The sequence below is a fragment of the Kocuria sp. cx-455 genome (genome assembly GCF_057707085.1).
In genome coordinates this window covers 266,935-284,375 of record NZ_JBYIPM010000001.1, presented here as the reverse complement: position 1 = coordinate 284,375, position 17,441 = coordinate 266,935, and the positions used below count along the sequence as shown (strand labels likewise).

15 protein-coding genes are annotated in these 17,441 nt (G+C 65.5%); 3 read left to right on the top strand and 12 right to left on the bottom strand.

Going from position 1 to position 17,441, the window contains the following annotated elements:
* Window positions 1-11 precede the first annotated feature (11 nt).
* Window positions 12-1,391, top strand: coding sequence for an MFS transporter (locus AC3ENJ_RS01355; protein WP_315277445.1), 1,380 nt, complete (start codon window positions 12-14; stop codon window positions 1,389-1,391).
* 48 nt (window positions 1,392-1,439) lie between these two features.
* Entirely contained in the window at window positions 1,440-2,819 is a 1,380-nt protein-coding gene (locus AC3ENJ_RS01350) for an NtaA/DmoA family FMN-dependent monooxygenase (RefSeq protein ID WP_431812812.1), read from the top strand.
* Window positions 2,820-2,900: 81 nt separating this feature from the next.
* On the opposite strand, the gene AC3ENJ_RS01345 is transcribed toward AC3ENJ_RS01350, so the two are convergent.
* The 12 genes from AC3ENJ_RS01345 to AC3ENJ_RS01290 form a co-directional block, all read right to left on the bottom strand.
* Complete coding sequence (locus AC3ENJ_RS01345) at window positions 2,901-4,601, bottom strand: purine-cytosine permease family protein (protein ID WP_254049382.1); 1,701 nt, start codon at window positions 4,599-4,601, stop codon at window positions 2,901-2,903.
* Window positions 4,602-4,883: 282 nt separating this feature from the next.
* Window positions 4,884-6,212, bottom strand: coding sequence for an iron uptake transporter deferrochelatase/peroxidase subunit (gene efeB / locus AC3ENJ_RS01340; protein ID WP_431812811.1), 1,329 nt, complete (start codon window positions 6,210-6,212; stop codon window positions 4,884-4,886).
* A gap of 3 nt (window positions 6,213-6,215) precedes the next feature.
* The gene (gene efeO / locus AC3ENJ_RS01335) at window positions 6,216-7,376 is read right to left on the bottom strand and encodes an iron uptake system protein EfeO (RefSeq protein WP_431812810.1); all 1,161 of its coding nucleotides are present in this window, start codon (window positions 7,374-7,376) and stop codon (window positions 6,216-6,218) included.
* A 64-nt stretch (window positions 7,377-7,440) separates the two neighbouring features.
* Window positions 7,441-8,319, bottom strand: a complete 879-nt coding sequence (efeU, locus tag AC3ENJ_RS01330) for an iron uptake transporter permease EfeU (RefSeq protein ID WP_431812809.1) — start codon at window positions 8,317-8,319, stop codon at window positions 7,441-7,443.
* Window positions 8,320-8,477: 158 nt separating this feature from the next.
* Window positions 8,478-9,257: an SDR family NAD(P)-dependent oxidoreductase gene (locus tag AC3ENJ_RS01325; RefSeq protein ID WP_190780278.1), complete on the bottom strand. Its 780-nt coding sequence runs from the start codon at window positions 9,255-9,257 to the stop codon at window positions 8,478-8,480.
* 11 nt (window positions 9,258-9,268) lie between these two features.
* Window positions 9,269-10,045, bottom strand: coding sequence for an enoyl-CoA hydratase/isomerase family protein (locus AC3ENJ_RS01320; protein WP_431812808.1), 777 nt, complete (start codon window positions 10,043-10,045; stop codon window positions 9,269-9,271).
* Window positions 10,042-11,700: an AMP-binding protein gene (locus AC3ENJ_RS01315; protein ID WP_431812807.1), complete on the bottom strand. Its 1,659-nt coding sequence runs from the start codon at window positions 11,698-11,700 to the stop codon at window positions 10,042-10,044. Before AC3ENJ_RS01315 ends, AC3ENJ_RS01320 begins: the two co-directional genes overlap by 4 nt.
* A 64-nt stretch (window positions 11,701-11,764) precedes the next feature.
* Window positions 11,765-12,526, bottom strand: coding sequence for an SDR family NAD(P)-dependent oxidoreductase (locus tag AC3ENJ_RS01310; protein ID WP_190780276.1), 762 nt, complete (start codon window positions 12,524-12,526; stop codon window positions 11,765-11,767).
* A 42-nt stretch (window positions 12,527-12,568) separates the two neighbouring features.
* On the bottom strand, window positions 12,569-13,714 hold the full coding sequence (locus AC3ENJ_RS01305) for an acyl-CoA dehydrogenase family protein (protein WP_431812806.1): 1,146 nt from the start codon (window positions 13,712-13,714) through the stop codon (window positions 12,569-12,571).
* Between the two features lie 64 nt (window positions 13,715-13,778).
* Window positions 13,779-14,603 carry an enoyl-CoA hydratase-related protein gene (locus AC3ENJ_RS01300; RefSeq protein WP_190807194.1) on the bottom strand — a complete coding sequence of 275 codons (825 nt, stop codon included), beginning with the start codon at window positions 14,601-14,603 and terminating at the stop codon, window positions 13,779-13,781.
* 3 nt (window positions 14,604-14,606) lie between these two features.
* Entirely contained in the window at window positions 14,607-15,293 is a 687-nt protein-coding gene (locus AC3ENJ_RS01295; RefSeq protein WP_431812805.1) for a TetR/AcrR family transcriptional regulator, read from the bottom strand.
* A gap of 119 nt (window positions 15,294-15,412) precedes the next feature.
* Entirely contained in the window at window positions 15,413-16,360 is a 948-nt protein-coding gene (locus AC3ENJ_RS01290) for an arsenic resistance protein (protein WP_431812804.1), read from the bottom strand.
* Window positions 16,361-16,428: 68 nt separating this feature from the next.
* Between AC3ENJ_RS01290 and AC3ENJ_RS01285 the strand changes: the two genes are divergently transcribed.
* The gene (locus AC3ENJ_RS01285) at window positions 16,429-17,406 is read left to right on the top strand and encodes a zinc-dependent alcohol dehydrogenase (RefSeq protein ID WP_431812803.1); all 978 of its coding nucleotides are present in this window, start codon (window positions 16,429-16,431) and stop codon (window positions 17,404-17,406) included.
* The last annotated feature ends 35 nt before the right edge of the window (window positions 17,407-17,441 follow it).

The following is a 17,441-nucleotide window of genomic DNA, read 5'->3' as shown; positions in this document are numbered from 1 at the left end:
TGAGGAGTGTCATGGCCCCCGCCACCGCCCCGGTGCCCACGGTCACCGATTCATCATCAGCCCAGCGGACCCAACCCGCCACGGATCACGCGCTCGCGAGCGTGGGATCCGCAGTGCGTGACAAGAAGCGCGTGCTCGCCGCGTCCTTCGTGGGCACGACCATCGAATGGTACGACTTCTACCTCTACGGTGCCGCCGCAGCCCTGGTGTTCAGTCACTATTTCTTCCCGCAGGGTTCGGGCGTGGGCTCGATCATTGCCTCGTTCGCGACCTTCGCCATTGCGTTCTTCTTCCGGCCCCTGGGCGGCATCATTGCCGGGCACCTGGGTGACCGGATCGGCCGCAAGGCCCTGTTGGTCGCGTCCCTGTTGATCATGGGCGTGGCCACCACGGTGATCGGGCTGCTGCCGGGCTTCTCGCAGATCGGCTGGTTCGCCGTGGCCCTGCTCGTTGCCTGCCGCATTGCCCAAGGGTTGTCCGCCGGCATGGAGTGGGGAGGTTCCGCGGTGCTCTCCGTGGAACACGCACCCAAGGGGTTGCGCGGACTGTTCGGTTCCTTCACGCAGGTGGGTTCGGCGGCCGGCATGCTCTTGGCCACCGCGTTCTTCGCGATCATGCAGGGCGTCACCACCGCCGAGCAGTTCCAGGCGTGGGGCTGGCGCGTACCCTTCCTGTTCTCCGCAGTGCTCGTGATCATCGGCCTGATCATCCGCGCCGGCATCGAGGACGCCGAGGAGTTCCAAGAGGTCAAGCGCGAAAAGGCCGCCGCGACGTCGCCCGTGCGTGAGGTGCTCACCCAGCACACCCGCGGCGTGATCGTCTGCATCGGTCAACGCATGATCCAGCCGGCCATCTTCTCCATCCTCACCGTCTACACGCTCACCTACGTGACGCAGCAGCGCGGCGCGAGTCAGTGGGTCATGATCTCCATCCTGATCGCCGCCGCCGTGGGCCTGGTGGGCGGCCCGTTCTGGGGCTGGCTCTCCGACCGCGTGGGACGCCGCCGCATCTCCATCATTGCCGCGGCCGCCATCGGCGTGTTCGTGTGGCCCTACTTCTACTACCTGGACCACGGGCCGCTGGCCTTGCTGCCGCTGGTGTACCTGATCGGCATGGCCGTGCTGCATGACAGCATCTACGGCCCTCAGGCCGCTCTGTTCGCCGAGCAGTTCCCCACCCACCTGCGCTACTCCGGGGTGTCCCTGGGTTACCAGGTGGGCACCATTCTCTCCGGCGGTCTGACCCCCATGATCGCCGCGTGGCTCGTGGCCACCGGCGGCTCCCCCTGGCTGCTGTGCGGTTACTTGAGCCTGCTGGCCGTGATCTCCGTGGTCACCGGCCGCATGGCCAAGGACACCGTGACCGACGCACCCGAGATCGCTCAGTACTGACTCGGCACCACCCGCACACGCGCCAGTACCAACCCGAAAGGATCCCTTTTGCCCCGCCCCTTGCTGCTCAATGCCTTCGAAATGCCCGTGCCCGTCCACCAGTCCCCCGGACTGTGGCGCCACCCCGAGGACCAGTCGCGCAACTACGCGCAACTGTCCCACTGGGAGCGGGAGGCCCAGATCATCGAGAACGCGGGCTTCCACGGCCTGTTCCTGGCCGATGTCCTGGGACTCTACGACGTGTACGGCGGGTCCGCGGACGCCGCCCTGCGCGGTGGCGTTCAGGTGCCCCAGCTGGACCCACTGATCCTGGCACCGTTGCTGGCCAAAGCCACCAGCACCCTCACCATCGGCGTGACCGCCTCGGTCACCTACGCGGCTCCCTATGACCTGGCGCGCCGCTTCTCCACCCTGGACGCCCTGACCGACGGGCGGATCGCGTGGAACGTGGTGACCTCCTACCAGGAATCGGCGGCGCGCAATCTGGGCCTGGGTCAGCAGCTGCCCCACGACCAGCGTTACGACCGCGCCGACGAATACATGGACGTGGTCTACTCGCTGTGGGAGGGCTCCTACGCGGACGATGCCTATGTCGCGGACGCCGCGAGCGGCGTCGTCGTGGATCCCGAGAAGGTCAAGGGAGCGGGGCATTCCGGCGAGTACTTCGACGTCCAGGCTCCCGCCCTGGTCGCGCCAACACCGCAGCGCACACCGTTCCTGTTCCAGGCCGGGGCCTCCCCGCGCGGGCTGAAGTTCGCGGCCAAGCACGCGGAGGCCGTGTTCTTCTCCGGGCCCACTCCCGAGCAGGTCGCCAAGTGGACGGCCGGTCTGCGCGAGGCCGCCGCCGAGTACGGCCGCGATCCCCGCTCGATCAAGGTCTTCACCAACGCCGCGGTGGTCGTGGCCGAGACCTCCGAGGCCGCCCGCGAGCGCCTCGAGTCCTATAAGCAGTACGTGGACGTCGACGCCGCGCTCGCCCTGTTCGCCGGCTGGACCGGAGTAGATCTGTCCAGCGCGGACCCGGATGCCCCGCTCGAGCACGTGGAGACGGACGCCAACCGGTCGGCGCTGGCCTCGTTCACCAAGATGGATTCCGAGGGCGCGTGGACCCCGCGCCGAGTCGCCGAGTTCGTGGCCGTCGGCGGCCGCGGCCCCGTGATCGTCGGCTCCCCCGAAGAGGTCGCCGACGAGCTCCAGCGCTGGGTCGAGGTCGCGGACCTGGACGGCTTCAACATCAACGCGTGCGTGCGCCCGGCCGATTTCGAGCGCTTCGGCCGGTTCGTCACGCCCGTTCTGCGCGAACGCGGTGTGCTGACCGCCGACGACGCCGCTTCCGCTACCTCCCGCACGGCCCGCGAGGTCTTCGGCGGGGCCGGGCCCCGCTTGCGTGAGGATCACGCGGGGGCGAAGTTCCGGTTCGGGAGCTAAGACCGCCGCGTTGTCAGTAGAAGGTCCCCCGGGCACGTGACGTGTCCGGGGGATCTTTTTGTTTTGTATCAGCTCGCGCAATCAACGTTGCGCGGGCAGCACGTACTTCCCCGTTTTGTCGGTGGCCAGCGCCAGGGACGAGATGTACTGCTTGGATCCGTCCGGAGCCAGTTCATTGGAGAGCAGCATGTCCGGGCGCTCAAACTCCATGCCGGTCACATGACAGGTAAGTGTCACGTCCGAGGGGTTGCCGTCCGCATCAACCATGGGCAGGTCGATTCCGTCATCCACGCGCCGCAGGTAGTACCGCCCCTGAGTCAGCACAGCCATGACGGGTGTGACGATCATGGCGATCAGGACCGCGAAGATCGGCGAATACGGTGCCACCGCCGGACCGAAAGCGCCGAAGAACATAGCGATGGAAATACCCGCCGAGAGCGCCAACGACGTCACGCCCACTGGATTCCAGTTGTAGAGCATTCCTCGACGGAACTCGGGGTACTTGGGTGAAAGTTTGAGGATGTACTTGTTGACCACGATGTCCGTGGCAACCGTGACGATCCAGGCCATGGCGCAGTTGGCGTAAAAGCCCAAGATGGTGTTGAGGAAGTCGAACATGTTCAGTTCCATCAGTGCCAGGGCGATGGCCAAGTTGACCACCACGAAGACCATGCGGCCCGGATAGGTGCGGGTCACCCGGGTGAACGAGTTGGTCCACGCCAGAGATCCTGAGTACGCGTTGGTCACGTTGATCTTCACCTGAGAGATGACCACCAGGATCACCGCCAGGGTCATGGCCAGCCACGCGGGCATCATCTCCCGGTAGACGCCCAAGAACTGGTGGACCGGTTCATTGGCGGTCGCAGAGGCTGCCGGGTCCAATGTCGCAATCAAATACACCGTGATGAACAGACCGGTGATCTGCTTGATCGCGCCGAAGATCACCCAACCGGGGCCGGCCAGAATGACGGCGCGCCACCAGGCCACACGGTTCTCATCGGTCTTGGGTGGCATGAATCGCAAGTAGTCGATCTGTTCGGCGATCTGAGCGATCAGTGACAGGCACACGCCGGCGGCCAACATGACTGAGGCGAAGCTCACCCCGGCACCCGCGCCTGATTCACCCTGATACGCGAAGAAACTACCCACGGAATCGGGATTGGCCAGGACCAGATATCCCACGGGGATCACCATGAGCACGAGCCACAGCGGGGTGGTCCAGACCTGCAGCGTGGCCAAGGTTTTCATCCCGTAGATGACCAGGGGGATGATCAGCAGGGTCGACAGCGCATAGCCGATGGGTTTGGGGATACCCAGCCCAAGTTCCAGGCCCTGAGCCATGATGGAACCTTCGAGGGCAAAGAAAATGAACGTAAAGGTCGCAAAGATCACGTTGGTGATCACGGACCCGTGGTACCCGAATCCCGAACCGCGGGTAATCAGGTCCAGGTCAATGTTGTACCGAGCCGCGTAGTACGCCAGGGGCAACCCGGTGACAAAGATGATGAACGCGGCAACGGTAATACCCAGCAATGCATTGGTGGTTCCGTGCGCGATTCCGACATTGGCGCCAATGGAGAAGTCCGCCAAATAGGCAATCCCACCGAGTGCGCTCGTGGCGACCACACCCGCGCCCCATTTCCGGTAGGAACGCGGTGCAAACCGAAGTGTGTAATCCTCCAGACTCTCGCGAGTGGCCGCTCGCGCGTCCGCGTTGGTGCCTGGTGAGACGGTAGTTGTCGATCCTTCGTGGTCCGGACGTGTCCGAGTATCTAACGACATGTGTTCGATCTTTCTTCTGGGCAGCTCCGAGAGCTGAAAGATGCGTGATGATCCGGTGGAAGGCTCTGTGTATGACCAGCTACGAATCCATGGGAGGCCGGTTCGTGTTGTGCATCCAACCGGCGACCCCAGAAGAACTATGGCCCCGAATTATTTCGGGAATGTTTTCGATCGACGACACTTCTGTGTCGGGGAAAGCCATTCGTGTAACGATTGAAAGAAGGGTCGCCGCCGATTCATCGGCAGCGACCCTTCGACAGTCACCTCGCACTCGCGAGAGCATCACACGGCTTGAGCTCGTCCCTCAAACAACTGCTGCCCCACGTACGCCCCGGGCTCGTTCGGAATCCCGGGCGGCACGGCGAACAGCCCGGACCCAGTGTGGCGCAGGTACTCGCCCAGCGCGTCCTGACGGGCCAGTTTGTTCTGGATCGGCACGTATCCGGTGCGCGGGTCGTTGACCATCGCGATAAAGAACAGCCCCGCGTCCATATTGCCCAACCGGTCCGTGCCGTCCGCGTAGTTGTAGCCGCGGCGCAGCATCTGCACACCGTTGTTGGTCTCCGGATGAGCCAAGCGCACGTGGGAATCCTTGGGGATGATCGGTTGATTTCCGGCACCCTGCATCGCGAAGTCGGGTGCGGTGAACTCCTCGCCCCCGGACAGCGGCGCACCCGTGCCCTTGGTGCGGCCAATGATGTTCTCCTGGCCCATGAGTGATTCGCGGTCCCAGGTTTCCATGATCATGCGGATCCGCCGGGCGACCAGGTAGGTGCCGCCGTCCATCCAGGACCCGTCGCGGACCCACAGGTGATCATCGAGCAGCTGCGGGTCCTCGGCCTTGAGGTTGGCGGTGCCGTCCTTGAAACCGAACAGGTTGCGCGGGGTGTTCTGGGTCTTGGACGTGGACGAGGTCCGCCCGAATCCCAGTTGCATCCAGCGCGTGGACACGATTCCGAATCCCATGCGCACCAGGTTGTGCACGGCATGGACGGCCACTTGCGGGTCGTCGGCGCACGCCTGGATGCACAGGTCTCCCCCGGTGCGCGCCGGATCCAGCGTGTCACCGGGAAAGTGCGGCAGGTCGATCAGCGCCTCGGGCATGCGGTCACGCAGCCCGAAACGGTCCTTGTCGTGCTCGTCCACGAACAGTGAGCGCCCGAATCCAATGGTGACCGTCAGGTGTCCCGCGGACAGGTCGTGGGCCTCACCGGTGTCCTGCGGCGGGGCGTACTGGGAGCCGCCGTCGAATCCCGTGTCGGTGACGTCCAGGCCCTGGGTGATGCGCGCGCACGCTGCGCTCCACTGGGTCAGCAGGTCCACGAGTTCGCCGCGGTCCTCGGTGAGCACGTTGAGCGCGGCGAAACACAAGCGGTCCTGGGCGGGGGTCACGATCCCGGCTTGGTGGTCGCCGAAATAATCGACGACGTCGCTGTGGGCCTCGCCAGTGACGGTGTCCTGGATCGCGGCGACCGCGGGTCGAGCGAACCAGCCCAGCCCCGCGCCCACCGCCACGGCGCCGGCTCCGGTGCCGAGCAGGGCGCGGCGACTCACGCCGTGGTGCGTACCGTTCCGCTCGGGGGGTTCGGGTTGTTCTGCGCGGTGATCCATGGATTACTCGACAACCTTTTCCGTCACCATGGACAGTGGTTCGGACAGGGCGTTCACGGAGTCGGAGAGTTCCTTGACCTGATCCTGGCTGAGCTCGTCGTAGTAGACGAAGCCATCACCCTTCTTGTGCTGATCCAACAGCTCCTGCAGGTCGGTGAAGCGGGTCTCCAGCGTCGTGTTCAACTCGGCGTCGCGCTTGGCGAGCAGCGGGGACAGATTTTCGTGGGCGATGCGTGCGCCGTCCACGTTGGCCTGGAAATCCCACAGGTCCGTGTGGGACCAGATTTCCTCCTCGCCGGTGACCTTGCCCGTGGCGACCTCGTCGAGCAGTTCCTTGGCCCCGTTGGACAGTTGGTCCGCCGTGAAGCTCAGGTCACGGGTGCGGTCGTAGAGCACTCGGGTATCGGCCACCAATTGGTCGGCGTACTTCTGCCGATCGGCCTGGCTCAGCTCCCGGTAACCCTCGGCCGGGGGCCACAGGTCCTTCTCGATCCGGTGCCATCCCGTCCAGTCCTGGCCTTCCTCCAGATCCGCTTCGCGCAGGTCCAGTTTGGGGTCCAGGTCTCCGAAGGATTCGGCCACGGGTTCCACGCGCTCCCAGTGCATGCGCACCGGCGCGTACATCTCCCGCGCTTTCTCGTCCTCCCCGGCCGCGTATGCCTTGGCGAACTCCTCCGTGCCCGTCATCAACTGCTCGGTCTGGTCCTTGACGTACGCCGCGTACTGGGTGGTGGCCTGATCCTTGAGCTGCGAGTCCTCGGCGTTGACCTCGGCCCCACCCTCGCCCTCGGTGACGGTGAATTCGTTGCGGATACCGTCACCGACCATGCCGGGCTTGCATGCCGTGAAGTACTGGCCCTGCGGTGCGGACACGGTCAAGGTGCGGTTGAGTCCGGGTGCGATGTTCTCCACCTCGCCCACAATGCGCAGGCCGTCCTCGCCGAGCAGATAGAACTCGGTCACTTTCGAGCCCTCATTGGTCACATCGAAACGCAGGGTTCCGGCGGGGGCCTCTTCAACGCCCACGTCGCATTGATCGTCGGTGCTCGAAACGGCGATCGCGCCGTTCTCCCCGCCCTGGTCGTTGGGTTGGCACGCGGCCAACGTGAACATCAGGCCCACGGCGGTCACGGCGGCGGGGAGGCGGGTGGAGACGGAGCGCATGGTGGTCCTTAGGAATTCAGTGCCCCGAAGACGGGTGCATCGGGCAAGGTGAGGTGATGACAGGTCAGGCGGAGGTCGAGGTGCTGGTGGCCGAGGCCGAGGAGGGGACCGGCGGCGTCGTCGGCCTTCTCCTGGCCGTGCGGGACCGGGCGATGAACAGCGGCATGACCGTGAGCACATAGGCCCACCACACGCCGAACTCGAGCCACGTGGTGGCCGGTGAAAAGTTGAACACGCCCTTGAGCAGCACCCCGTACCAGCTGGTGGGTGGGATCTGCTCGGAGACGTCGAATGCCAAGGAGTTCAGGCCGGGCAGCACGCCGGCCTCCTGGAGGTCGTGGAACCCGTACGCCAGGACGCCCGCGGCAATGATGACCAGAAACCCGCCGGTCCAGCGAAAAAACGTGGCGAGGTTGAGCTTGAGGAGCCCGCGGGTGATGAGCCATGCCAGAGCGATGGACACCAGGATGCCCGCGAGCGCCGCGAGCGCCGGGGCGAAAATCCCCTCGGCGCCCCCGGTGGCTCGAGTGGCCGCCCAGAGGAACAGGGCCGTTTCCAGGCCTTCACGCCCCACGGCAAAGGCGCCCAGCAGGATCACTCCCACGGCGGAGCCTTGGAGGGCCACATCGGCGCGGAATTCCAGCTCGCGTTTGAGCCCCCGAGATGCGCTGGCCATCCAGAAGATCATCCACGTCACGAAGCCCACGGCCACGATGGACAGTGTTCCGCCAATGACTTCCTGGGCTTCGAAGGTCAGGGTGGACGGGCCGAACGTCAGGAGCGCACCGAAGGACAGCGAGATCGCGACGGCCACGGAAATGCCGATCCACAATCGCCGCACCGCGAACCGCTGCCCCGTGCGTTTGAGGTATCCGATGAGGATCGCGACGATCAGCGCGGCCTCGAGGCCCTCGCGCAGACCGATCAGAAATGTCTGGAACATCCGGCTGTCTTTCACTCATGAGGTTAGGTGAGGCTAACCTGAACACAGTGAAATTAGCACAGTGCTTGCCCGTTCAGAAGATTCCCGGCCGAGATTTCCCGAGCCGCACCCAGTGCGTCGTTGTGTGACGCAACCAATGTGAGTCGATGGGCGTCCGGTCACATGGTCAAACCGCCGCTGACGGAAATGGCCTGCCCCGTGATGTACGCGGAGCCCTCGCTGAGCAAGAACCCCACGGTCGCCGCGACTTCCTGGGGCTGGCCGAGCCTGCGCGCGGGAATCCCCTTGGCCATGCCCGAGAACACCTTGCCCGTCAACCCTTCGGTTTGTGCGGCGTGCCGATACATCTCCGTGTCGGTCGGCCCCGGGCACACGGCATTGACGGTCACCGGCACGGCCGCGTTTTCGCGGGCCACCGACTTGACCATGCCCAACACGCCGGCACGCGCCGCCGACGACGCCGCGTCACCCATCGAACCCGCCTTGGCACTGTCCGAGGCCACCACCACGATGCCTGCGCGCCGCCCGTTGTTTCCTGCGTGACGGAGGAAGGGCAGAGCGTGGCGAACCAGGGACATCACGCCCATCAGTTCGGTTTCGATGATGTCCCGCGCCCACCCGGCCTGGGTCTCGTGCAGTGGTGCGAGGTCGTGGCGGTGTCCCGCGGTGACCACCAGGGCATCCAGACCGCCCAGGATCTCCGCTGCGCGAGTGACACCCCACTCCACGGCACCCTCGTCGGTGATGTCCAGGGTGAGGTGGCCCATCACGATGCCCAGCTCGTCCTGGGGGTCTTCGAAGGGCCCCTCCATGCGCACGTTCCTGCCCGCGACAACCACGCGCGCGTCCTCGGTGACCAGGTGCTCCACCGTTGCGGTACCGATACCGCCGGCGCCGACCACCAGAATCCTCTGACCCGCGTGCTGGCCCACACTCATACCCGTTCCCCTTACCGGCCTGTGAATCTCGGTGTGCGTTTCTCCAAGAATGCCCCAGCGCCCTCGGCTTTGTCCTCGCTTTGGTACAACAACGACTGGGCGAGGCGTTCAATGATCTGACCGGTGGCCTGATCCGCGTCCGCACCGTGTTTGATCACGAGCTTGGCCAGGCGGATGGCCAACGGACCCCGGGCGGTAATTCCCAACAGCGTCTGCCGTGCTGTGTCGAGCAACTCCTCCGGTTCGGTGACGCGCGTGACGAGCCCCATCTGCAGCGCCTCCTCCGCCGGTACGAACCGCCCGGAGAGAATCATCTCCACGGCACGTCCGCGCCCCACCAGCCGCGTCAGGCGTTGCGTGCCGCCGGCTCCGGGGAGCACACCGAGTGCCGTTTCGGGCAGGCCGATCTGCGCTGTGGTCGAGGCAATGCGCAGATCACAGGCCATTGCCAGTTCGCAGCCGCCACCCAATGCGTAACCGTTGAGTGCGGCCAGGGTGGGTCGCGGGAAGTTCTCAATGCGGTCGTAGAGCTTCTGCATTGCGGCAGTGAGCCCGTCCACGGCGGTGTAGTTGACCAGACCGGTGATGTCCGCTCCCGCGATGAAGGCCTTTTCGCCCGCCCCGGTGAAGATGATGCCCTGCACTTCGACGTCCGCTTCGGCGTTATTGAGGACTTCGCCGATCTCGGTGAGGACGTCCGCGTTGAGGGCGTTGCGAACCTCGGGGCGGTTGATCGTGACCGTCAACAGCCCGTCGGTGAGGTCTGTGGTGAGGAATTCGGTGCTCATGCCTGGTCCTTCGTGAAGCGCTCGCGCAAATGGTATTTCTGGATCTTGCCGGACGGGGTGCGTGGGAAGTCCTCCAAGATCTCCACGCGTTCGGGCCAGTAGGACTTGGCCACGCCTTTCTCGTCCAGGTAGGTCCTGAGGGCCTCGAGTGTCAGGGGTGCGGCGCCGTCGTTCATCACCACGGCCGCGCAGGCGATCTCCTGCAGGCGGGGGTGGGGCGCGCCCACGATCGCCACGGAGGCAATGTCCGGATGCTCGTGCAAGACGTTCTCCAAATACGCGACCGGGATGTTCTCACCGCCGCGGATGATCAGATCTTTGGATCGTCCGGCAATGGTCAGGTAGCCGTCCTCGTCGAGGGTGGCCAGGTCGCCGGTGTCGAACCATTCGCCGTCGAAGTCCTCGCGGGTCTTGTCCAGCTGTCCCAGGTACCCCACGAACAGGGAGGGTCCGCGCACCCACAGCTTGCCCTCGGAACCGGCCGGCAGTGACGTGCCGTCCAGGTCGGTGATCCGCACGTCGATGCCACGCACGGGCCGGCCGTCCGTGGAGGTGATTTTCTCGACGGGGTCGCTCGGGTGCCCGCACGTGGACAGTGCGCACTCGGTCTGACCCCAGCCACCCAACACGGACAGCCCAGGAATCTCATCGCGGGCGTTGCGCAGCAGCACCCGTGGGATCGGTGCGCCCATACAGCAGAACCGTTGCAGGGAGGACACATCGTGGTCGGCCAGGTTAGCTGCGTCCAACAGGTCGTGCAGGAACGGGGTGGCGCCCGAGGTGTGGGTGATGCCGTGCTCGGCAATCAGCTCCACGAACGTCTCCTTGTTCCACACGTCCTGGAACACCCCCTTGGCCCCGAGCAGGATGGGCAGTTCCACCCCGAACAGGTAACCGGTGAGGTGGCCGAAGGTCGAGGCCATGTGAATCACGTCCCGGTGGTCCATGCCCATGCGATCCGGCCAGGGCAGACCGGCGGCACACACCGTGTTGTGCGTGTGCATTACACCCTTGGGGCGACCGGTGGTACCGGAGGTGAACATCAGCAAGGCCACGTCGTTCGCCCCGGGGCGGCGCTCGGCCAGTTCTTCCGGGGAACCCTTCGCTTCCCAGTCGGTGGCGATGAACTCGTCCCATGCGATCTCGTCGCGCTCAAGGGCCGGCGGGTTGGCGGGGTCCTGGGCAAGGACCATCACGCGCGCCGGGTCCTGCTGACCGCTCACCATGCGGCGGGCCAGAGCCAAGTGGTCGTAGCCGCGGAAGGAATCGGGCACCACCAGGATCCGGGTGGTGGCGCGCTCCATCATGAACGAAATCTCGCGGTCGCGGTAAATAGGGATCAGCGGGTTGGTCACCGCCCCGATTCGCACCGCGGCCAGGTGGAGAATCACCCATTCCTTCCAGTTGGGCAGCTGCAACGAGATCACGTCACCGCGGCCCACGCCCAGCTGGATCAGACCGTGCGCGGCGCGCTCCACCTGCTGGGCCAGTTCGCCGTAGGTCAATGACCCGCGCGAGTCCACGGAGGCGACGGCGTTCGGATCGCGCGCCACGGCCCGGTCCAAATGGTCGGTGAGAATCTGACCGTCCCAGTAACCGGCCTGGGTGTTGTGGTCAATGATGTCCTGGGTCAGGAGGGTTTCATACGTGGTCATGACGGGTGCTCCTTTGCACGCTGGGACGGTTGGCGGCTGGCGGCCGCGTGAGCTGCCCGCAGCGTCAGATCATGGTGAGGCCACCGCTGACGGACAGCGTCTGGCCGGTGATGTAGTTGGACCGGGGGGAGGCCATGAAGGCAACAGCGTTGGCCAAGTCCTCCGGTTGGGCCAGGCGACGCAGCGGAATGGCGCGCTCGAGGGATTCGCGCAGCTTCGGATTTTCCTTGCCGATCTCTTCGAACAGGGGCGTATCGGCAGGCCCCGGGCACACGGCATTGACCGTCACCCCGTAGCGGGCCAGTTCGCGCGCCATCGTCTTGGAGAAGGCCACCAGCCCGCCCTTGCACGCGGAATAGACGGCCTCGCCCGTGGAACCCACGCGCGCGGCGTCGGAACCGATGTTGATCACGGTGCCCGACCCCTGTTCCTTCATCACGCTCATCACCGCGTGACTCACGGTCAGGGTGCCCATCAGGTTGATGCCGATGACCCGTTCCCAGGTCTCAGGGGCGCTGTCCAAGAACGGGCCCACCTTGTCCCACCCGGCGTTGTTGACCAGCACGTCGATGGATCCCCAGGTGTCGAGCACGTGCGAAACGAGGGCGGCGACGTCGTCGGAGCTGGTGATATCGGCACGCACCCCCATGGCCTGCTCGCCGATGCGCTCGGCGGTGGCGTTCGCGGTCTCTTCATTGAGATCGGCGATGACCACGCGGAGCCCGTCCTGGGCGAGGCGCTGGGCAATGGCCGCGCCGATGCCCTGTCCGGCGCCGGTCACGATGGCCACGCGAGGGGTGGGGGATTCTGAAGTCTGAGCGGTCATGGTGTGAGGTCCTTTCCTCGGTGCGGAGCGGGTGGGTCCGAGTTACGGGGCGAACTGTCGGCCGGCGGATTGCCGCGCAATGATGAGTTTCATGATCTGGGCGGTGCCGTCCCCGATCTGGAGACCGAGCACGTCGCGCATGCGCTGCTCAATGGGCTTGTCCGTGCGATAACCGAACTGCCCGTGCAGCAACAGGCACTGGGTGATGGCGTCGTGGGCGACCTTGGGGGCCCACCACTTGCACATGGCGGCTTCCTTGGTGTGGTTCTGGCCCGTGTCCTTCAGGTGGAGGGTCCGCAAGCACAGCAGGCGCGCCGCGGTGAGTTGAGTTTCCGCTTCCGCCAGCGGGAAGGACACGCCCTGGAACTTAGACAACGGCTGGTCGAAGGCCTGGCGGTGACTGACGTAGTCCCAGGTTTCCTCGACCGTGATCTCCGCGGTCCCCAGGCACTGCAGGCCGATGAGGGCACGGGAGAAGTCGAAGCCCTGCATCACCTGGGTGAACCCGGCGCCCTCGGTGCCCAGCAGGTTCGAGGCCGGTACGCGCACGCCGTCGCAGTGGATCAGGCCCCGCTCCACGGCCCGGGTGCCGGCGTCTTCTACCGGTTCGATCCGCACCCCGGGACTGTCCATGTCCACGACGAACGCGCTGATGCCCCGGCCGCGACCGGCCTCGGGGTCGGTACGGGCGAAAAGCACCGTGGCCTCCGACTGGGTCACGAACGACATGGACTTCACGCCGTCGATGACCCAGGAGTCACCGTCCTTGCGCGCGGCCATGCGCGGGTTGCCGGCGTCCGAACCGGCGTCCGGTTCGGACAGTCCGATCCCCACGATGCCCTCACCACTGGTGATCCGCGGAACGTACTTGCCGGCGGTTTCCGCCGTGGCGTTGCTGGCCAGGATCTGGCCCACCAGTGACCCCACGATCTGCAGGTATCCCACGTTGAAGTCACCGCGGGCGATCTGTTCCACGATCAACCCGGAGGTCAGACGAGGAAGGTCGCGGCCACCGTACTCGGACGGCAGTTCCGGGCCGATCAACCCCAGAGCACCGATCTCTCGGCGCAGTTCCGGTTCGATCCGACGGGCCGTTTCGCGCTCGCGGTAGCCGGCGGCCAGTTTCTCGTGGAGACCGCTGGCTGCAGCCACCAGTTCCTCCTGGGCCGGGCTGAGGGTCATCTCCATGGTGCGAACTCCTTGGTCTCACGGTCGGCTGATGTTGTCACGATGATTTCCTGAACCGTTAGGCTCAATGGCTGATCACGTGGCCGTTGAAATCGGGCATCCGCTTTTCGGCAAAGGCGGCAGCACCCTCCCGGCCCTCCGGGGATTCGGTGAACAGGTCCAGCCCCGACATCGCCAGGTTGGACAGTCCCGCCTGGTGGTCCGTGTCCGCGTTGAAGGACTGCTTGAGGAAGCGCAGGGCCGTGGGTGACTTCTCCGCGATCTCCGCGGCCCAGGATTTGGCCTCTTGCAGGAGCTGGTCGGGGTCCACCACGGCGTTGACCAGACCCCAACCTTCTGCGGTGTGGGCGTCGTACTGTCGGCACAGGTACCAGATCTCTCGGGCGCGCTTCTCCCCCACCACCCGGGCCAGGTACGCGGAGCCGAAACCGGCGTCGAAGGAGCCGACCTTGGGCCCGGACTGACCGAAGCGCGCCGTGGAGGAGGCGATCGTCAGGTCACAGATCACGTGCAGCACGTGGCCGCCGCCGATGGCCAGGCCGTTGACCGCGGCAATCACGGGTTTGGGGATGTCGCGGATGGTCTTGTGCAGGTTGCCGATCTCGAACATCCCGGACGGGGACGGTCCGTAGTCACCGGTTTCCGCGCGCTGTTTGACGTCTCCGCCGGTGCAGAAGGCCTTCTCGCCCGCACCCGTGAGAATCACGGCCTGCACGCCCCGGTCCGCCCACGCCAACCGGAACGCCGTGATCAGCTCGTGCACGGTCAGGGCGCGGAACGCGTTGTAGCGCTGCGGGCGATTCATGGTGATCACGGCGGTGGGACCGTCGATTTCGTACAGAATGTCCTCGAACTCGGGTGCGGCGGATGCGGTGGGTTCTACGGTCATGGCTCAGTCCTCTTTCGCGGTGAGGTAACGGGTGTACTCGGTGTGATGGTCGGGGGCCAGGGCGGCGGACAACACGAGGCCCAGCTGCCCGCGGATGTAGCTGTCCACGGTGTGCTGGGGCTGGAAGTACCAGGACTTCAGGGCCCACCCGTGGGCGAGCAGCACCAGGTTGTAGGCGAACAAATCCACGTCCACGGGGGCGAAGAGTCCGGCCTCCACGGCCTCCTGGGTTGCCCGGCCCAGGGGTTGAACGGAGCCCATTTCCAAGTTCTTGATGACCGTTCGGTTCTCGGCGGACAGCCTGCTGCTCTCGCGGTAGGTGATTACGGCGGCCTCATTGTTCTCCGCAATCACCCGGCAATACGCGTCGAATCCGGCGGCCACTCGATCCACGGGGTCGTCCCCCGCAGCGAGAATCGCCGCCGGCACGCGGGCATCGATGTCCTCGAGTACCCCCACGATCACGCTGCGCAGCACGTCTTCCTTGTTCGTGAAGTACCGGTAGATCAGCCCCACGCTCACGCCGGCTTCCTGCGCGACGCTCTGCATGGACATCTGCTCGCTGCCCTTGCCCTGCAGCACCTTCACGGCCGCGGCCAACAATTGACGACGCCGCGCTTGTGTCCTCGCGTCGCGGGCCGCCTCGAAGGGTTCAGCGGCCGAAACCTGGGTAGTTGAATCTTTATTCATCACTGGTGAATCTAGATTCACTCAACGGGTGCGTCAAGGGGTGGTTCGTGAAAATCAGGAAAATACGCGGTGCCGTCCCGCGAGCGGCGCAGCCCGGATCGAACCGCCCGATACCCCAATCAGGTGCGAATGAAGCTGGGCACCAGACGAACCATGGCCACCATGACCAGCAATTCCACCAGTGTCTGGGTGACCACCACGAGCGGGGCCATGCCCAACGCCGCGGGCAGCGCGAGGGCCAGGGGAAGGATCACCAGGGAATTGCGCGTGACACCGCAGAAGACGAGCGCGCGTCGCGCGGGGACGTCGTAGCCGCCGCGTCGGCCCAGCCACTGCCCCAGGCAGAACATGATTAGCGCAAACGCGAGGAACAACGGGATCACCACCAGCAGGGCCGATAGCTGCGCGCGGACCCCGGCGATTTGTGAGGCGACCACAACGGCCAGGGTGAGCATCATGAGCGGGACCATCGCGGCCGTTGCGGCGGCGCCCAGGACGCGACCCGCACGTGTTCGGGCCGCCAGCTGGGTCAGGATTGCGGCTGCGAGTGGCAACGCAATCAACAGCACAAAGGCCTCGACGAACGGGCCGAACTCCACGACCGAAACCATGTCCGCACCGGCCATGAGCCACAGATAGACCGGCAGGAGCAGCATCTGCACAAGCATGAGCACGGGAGAAGCTGCAAGGAGTCGCTCGTGGGCACCACCGGCCAGGCCCGTGAAGACCATGACGTAGTCCACGCACGGACACAGCAGCACCAAGAGGACACCCGCGAGCAAGGCCTGGTCGTGTGCGACGAAGCGCGAGAGACCGAACACCACCACCGGCGCCAGCACGAAATTGAGCCACAGCGTGGACCTGAGAAATGCCCAGTTCCGAAGGACGTCACCCAGCCGAGTGAACGGGATGCCCAGGAAGGTCGCATACAGCAACAGGGCGAGCACGGGATTGATCAGTGTTTCCGCGGGTGCGGCGATCCCGGGCATCGTGAGGCCCACGATGGCGGCAATCCCAATGGATCCCACGTACAGGGCGACTTGATGCCGCTCGAACCACTGAATCATTCGGTCCAGGCTAGTTCACGCGGCCGCAACCCGGACTATCGCTACGACATGCAGATAGGGTGGCAACCATGGGTTGGCAGTACTGGACGGAATCGGCAGGCACGGGCGCGTGGCGTGAGGTTCCCGAACCCCACGCTGATGTCACCGCGGGTGAGCTGCGGGTCCGCACCGTGGCCACGGCCGTGTCCCGCGGCACGGAGACCCTGGTCCACACCGGAAACGTTCCGGACTCCATTGCGCATCTGATGCGAGCGCCCCAGCAACTGGGGGATTTCCCCTTCCCCGTGTCCTACGGCTATCTGGGCGTGGGTGTCGTCGACGAGGGCCCCTCGGACTGGCTCGGTGCACGGGTGTTCGGGTTGTTGCCGCACCACACCCACCACGTGGTCACCACGGAGGACGTCCAGCGCATTCCCGACAACGTCCCCGACCACCGGGCATTGCTGGCCGGCGCGGCCGAGACCGGTCTGAACATCCTCTGGCAGCAGCCCCCGCGCATTGCGGATCGGGTGGCCGTCATCGGTGCCGGCATGATCGGTACCGCCACGGCGCTGCTGGCCTCCGGAATGGCGCTGGATCGTCTCGAAGTCCTGGAAACCACTCCGGATCGGCGCCGGTTGCTGACATCTCTGGGTCTCACCGCCGTGGACCCGAGCAATGCGTCTGCGGACAACGACATCGTCATCCATACTTCCGGCACCGAACAGGGCCTGGCGCGCGCCCTGGAGATCATCGGAGACGACGGCACAGTGGTCGAGGCCTCATGGTTCGGGTCCCGTGCCCCCGCGGTCCCCCTGGGCGCGGACTTCCACGCCCGGCGACTGTCCATCGTGGCCAGTCAGGTGGGTCAGGTCGCCGCGGGACAGCGCGCACGACGCACACGCGCCGAGCGACTGCGGACCGCGCTGCGCGCCCTGCGCGATGAACGCTTTGATGCGCTACTGACCGGCGCGTCGCCCCGGGAAGACCTCCCGGAGGTCATGGACCGGATCACCGCAAACACCGATCTGGCCCGCACCACCCTCTGTCATGTGCTGACCTACTGAGCGGCCCGCCGAACAGGACGCCACCCGGAGCACTC

Excerpts from the sequence above, each read along its gene's own strand:
- AC3ENJ_RS01355 (WP_315277445.1), top strand. The coding sequence starts at position 12 with ATGGCCCCCGCCACCGCCCCGGTGCCCACGGTCACCGATTCATCATCA.
- AC3ENJ_RS01345 (WP_254049382.1), bottom strand. The coding sequence starts at position 4,601 with ATGTCGTTAGATACTCGGACACGTCCGGACCACGAAGGATCGACAACT.
- efeB (WP_431812811.1), bottom strand. The coding sequence starts at position 6,212 with ATGGATCACCGCGCAGAACAACCCGAACCCCCCGAGCGGAACGGTACG.
- efeO (WP_431812810.1), bottom strand. The coding sequence starts at position 7,376 with ATGCGCTCCGTCTCCACCCGCCTCCCCGCCGCCGTGACCGCCGTGGGC.
- efeU (WP_431812809.1), bottom strand. The coding sequence starts at position 8,319 with ATGTTCCAGACATTTCTGATCGGTCTGCGCGAGGGCCTCGAGGCCGCG.
- AC3ENJ_RS01325 (WP_190780278.1), bottom strand. The coding sequence starts at position 9,257 with ATGAGTGTGGGCCAGCACGCGGGTCAGAGGATTCTGGTGGTCGGCGCC.
- AC3ENJ_RS01320 (WP_431812808.1), bottom strand. The coding sequence starts at position 10,045 with ATGAGCACCGAATTCCTCACCACAGACCTCACCGACGGGCTGTTGACG.
- AC3ENJ_RS01315 (WP_431812807.1), bottom strand. The coding sequence starts at position 11,700 with ATGACCACGTATGAAACCCTCCTGACCCAGGACATCATTGACCACAAC.
- AC3ENJ_RS01310 (WP_190780276.1), bottom strand. The coding sequence starts at position 12,526 with ATGACCGCTCAGACTTCAGAATCCCCCACCCCTCGCGTGGCCATCGTG.
- AC3ENJ_RS01305 (WP_431812806.1), bottom strand. The coding sequence starts at position 13,714 with ATGGAGATGACCCTCAGCCCGGCCCAGGAGGAACTGGTGGCTGCAGCC.
- AC3ENJ_RS01300 (WP_190807194.1), bottom strand. The coding sequence starts at position 14,603 with ATGACCGTAGAACCCACCGCATCCGCCGCACCCGAGTTCGAGGACATT.
- AC3ENJ_RS01295 (WP_431812805.1), bottom strand. The coding sequence starts at position 15,293 with ATGAATAAAGATTCAACTACCCAGGTTTCGGCCGCTGAACCCTTCGAG.
- AC3ENJ_RS01290 (WP_431812804.1), bottom strand. The coding sequence starts at position 16,360 with ATGATTCAGTGGTTCGAGCGGCATCAAGTCGCCCTGTACGTGGGATCC.
- AC3ENJ_RS01285 (WP_431812803.1), top strand. The coding sequence starts at position 16,429 with ATGGGTTGGCAGTACTGGACGGAATCGGCAGGCACGGGCGCGTGGCGT.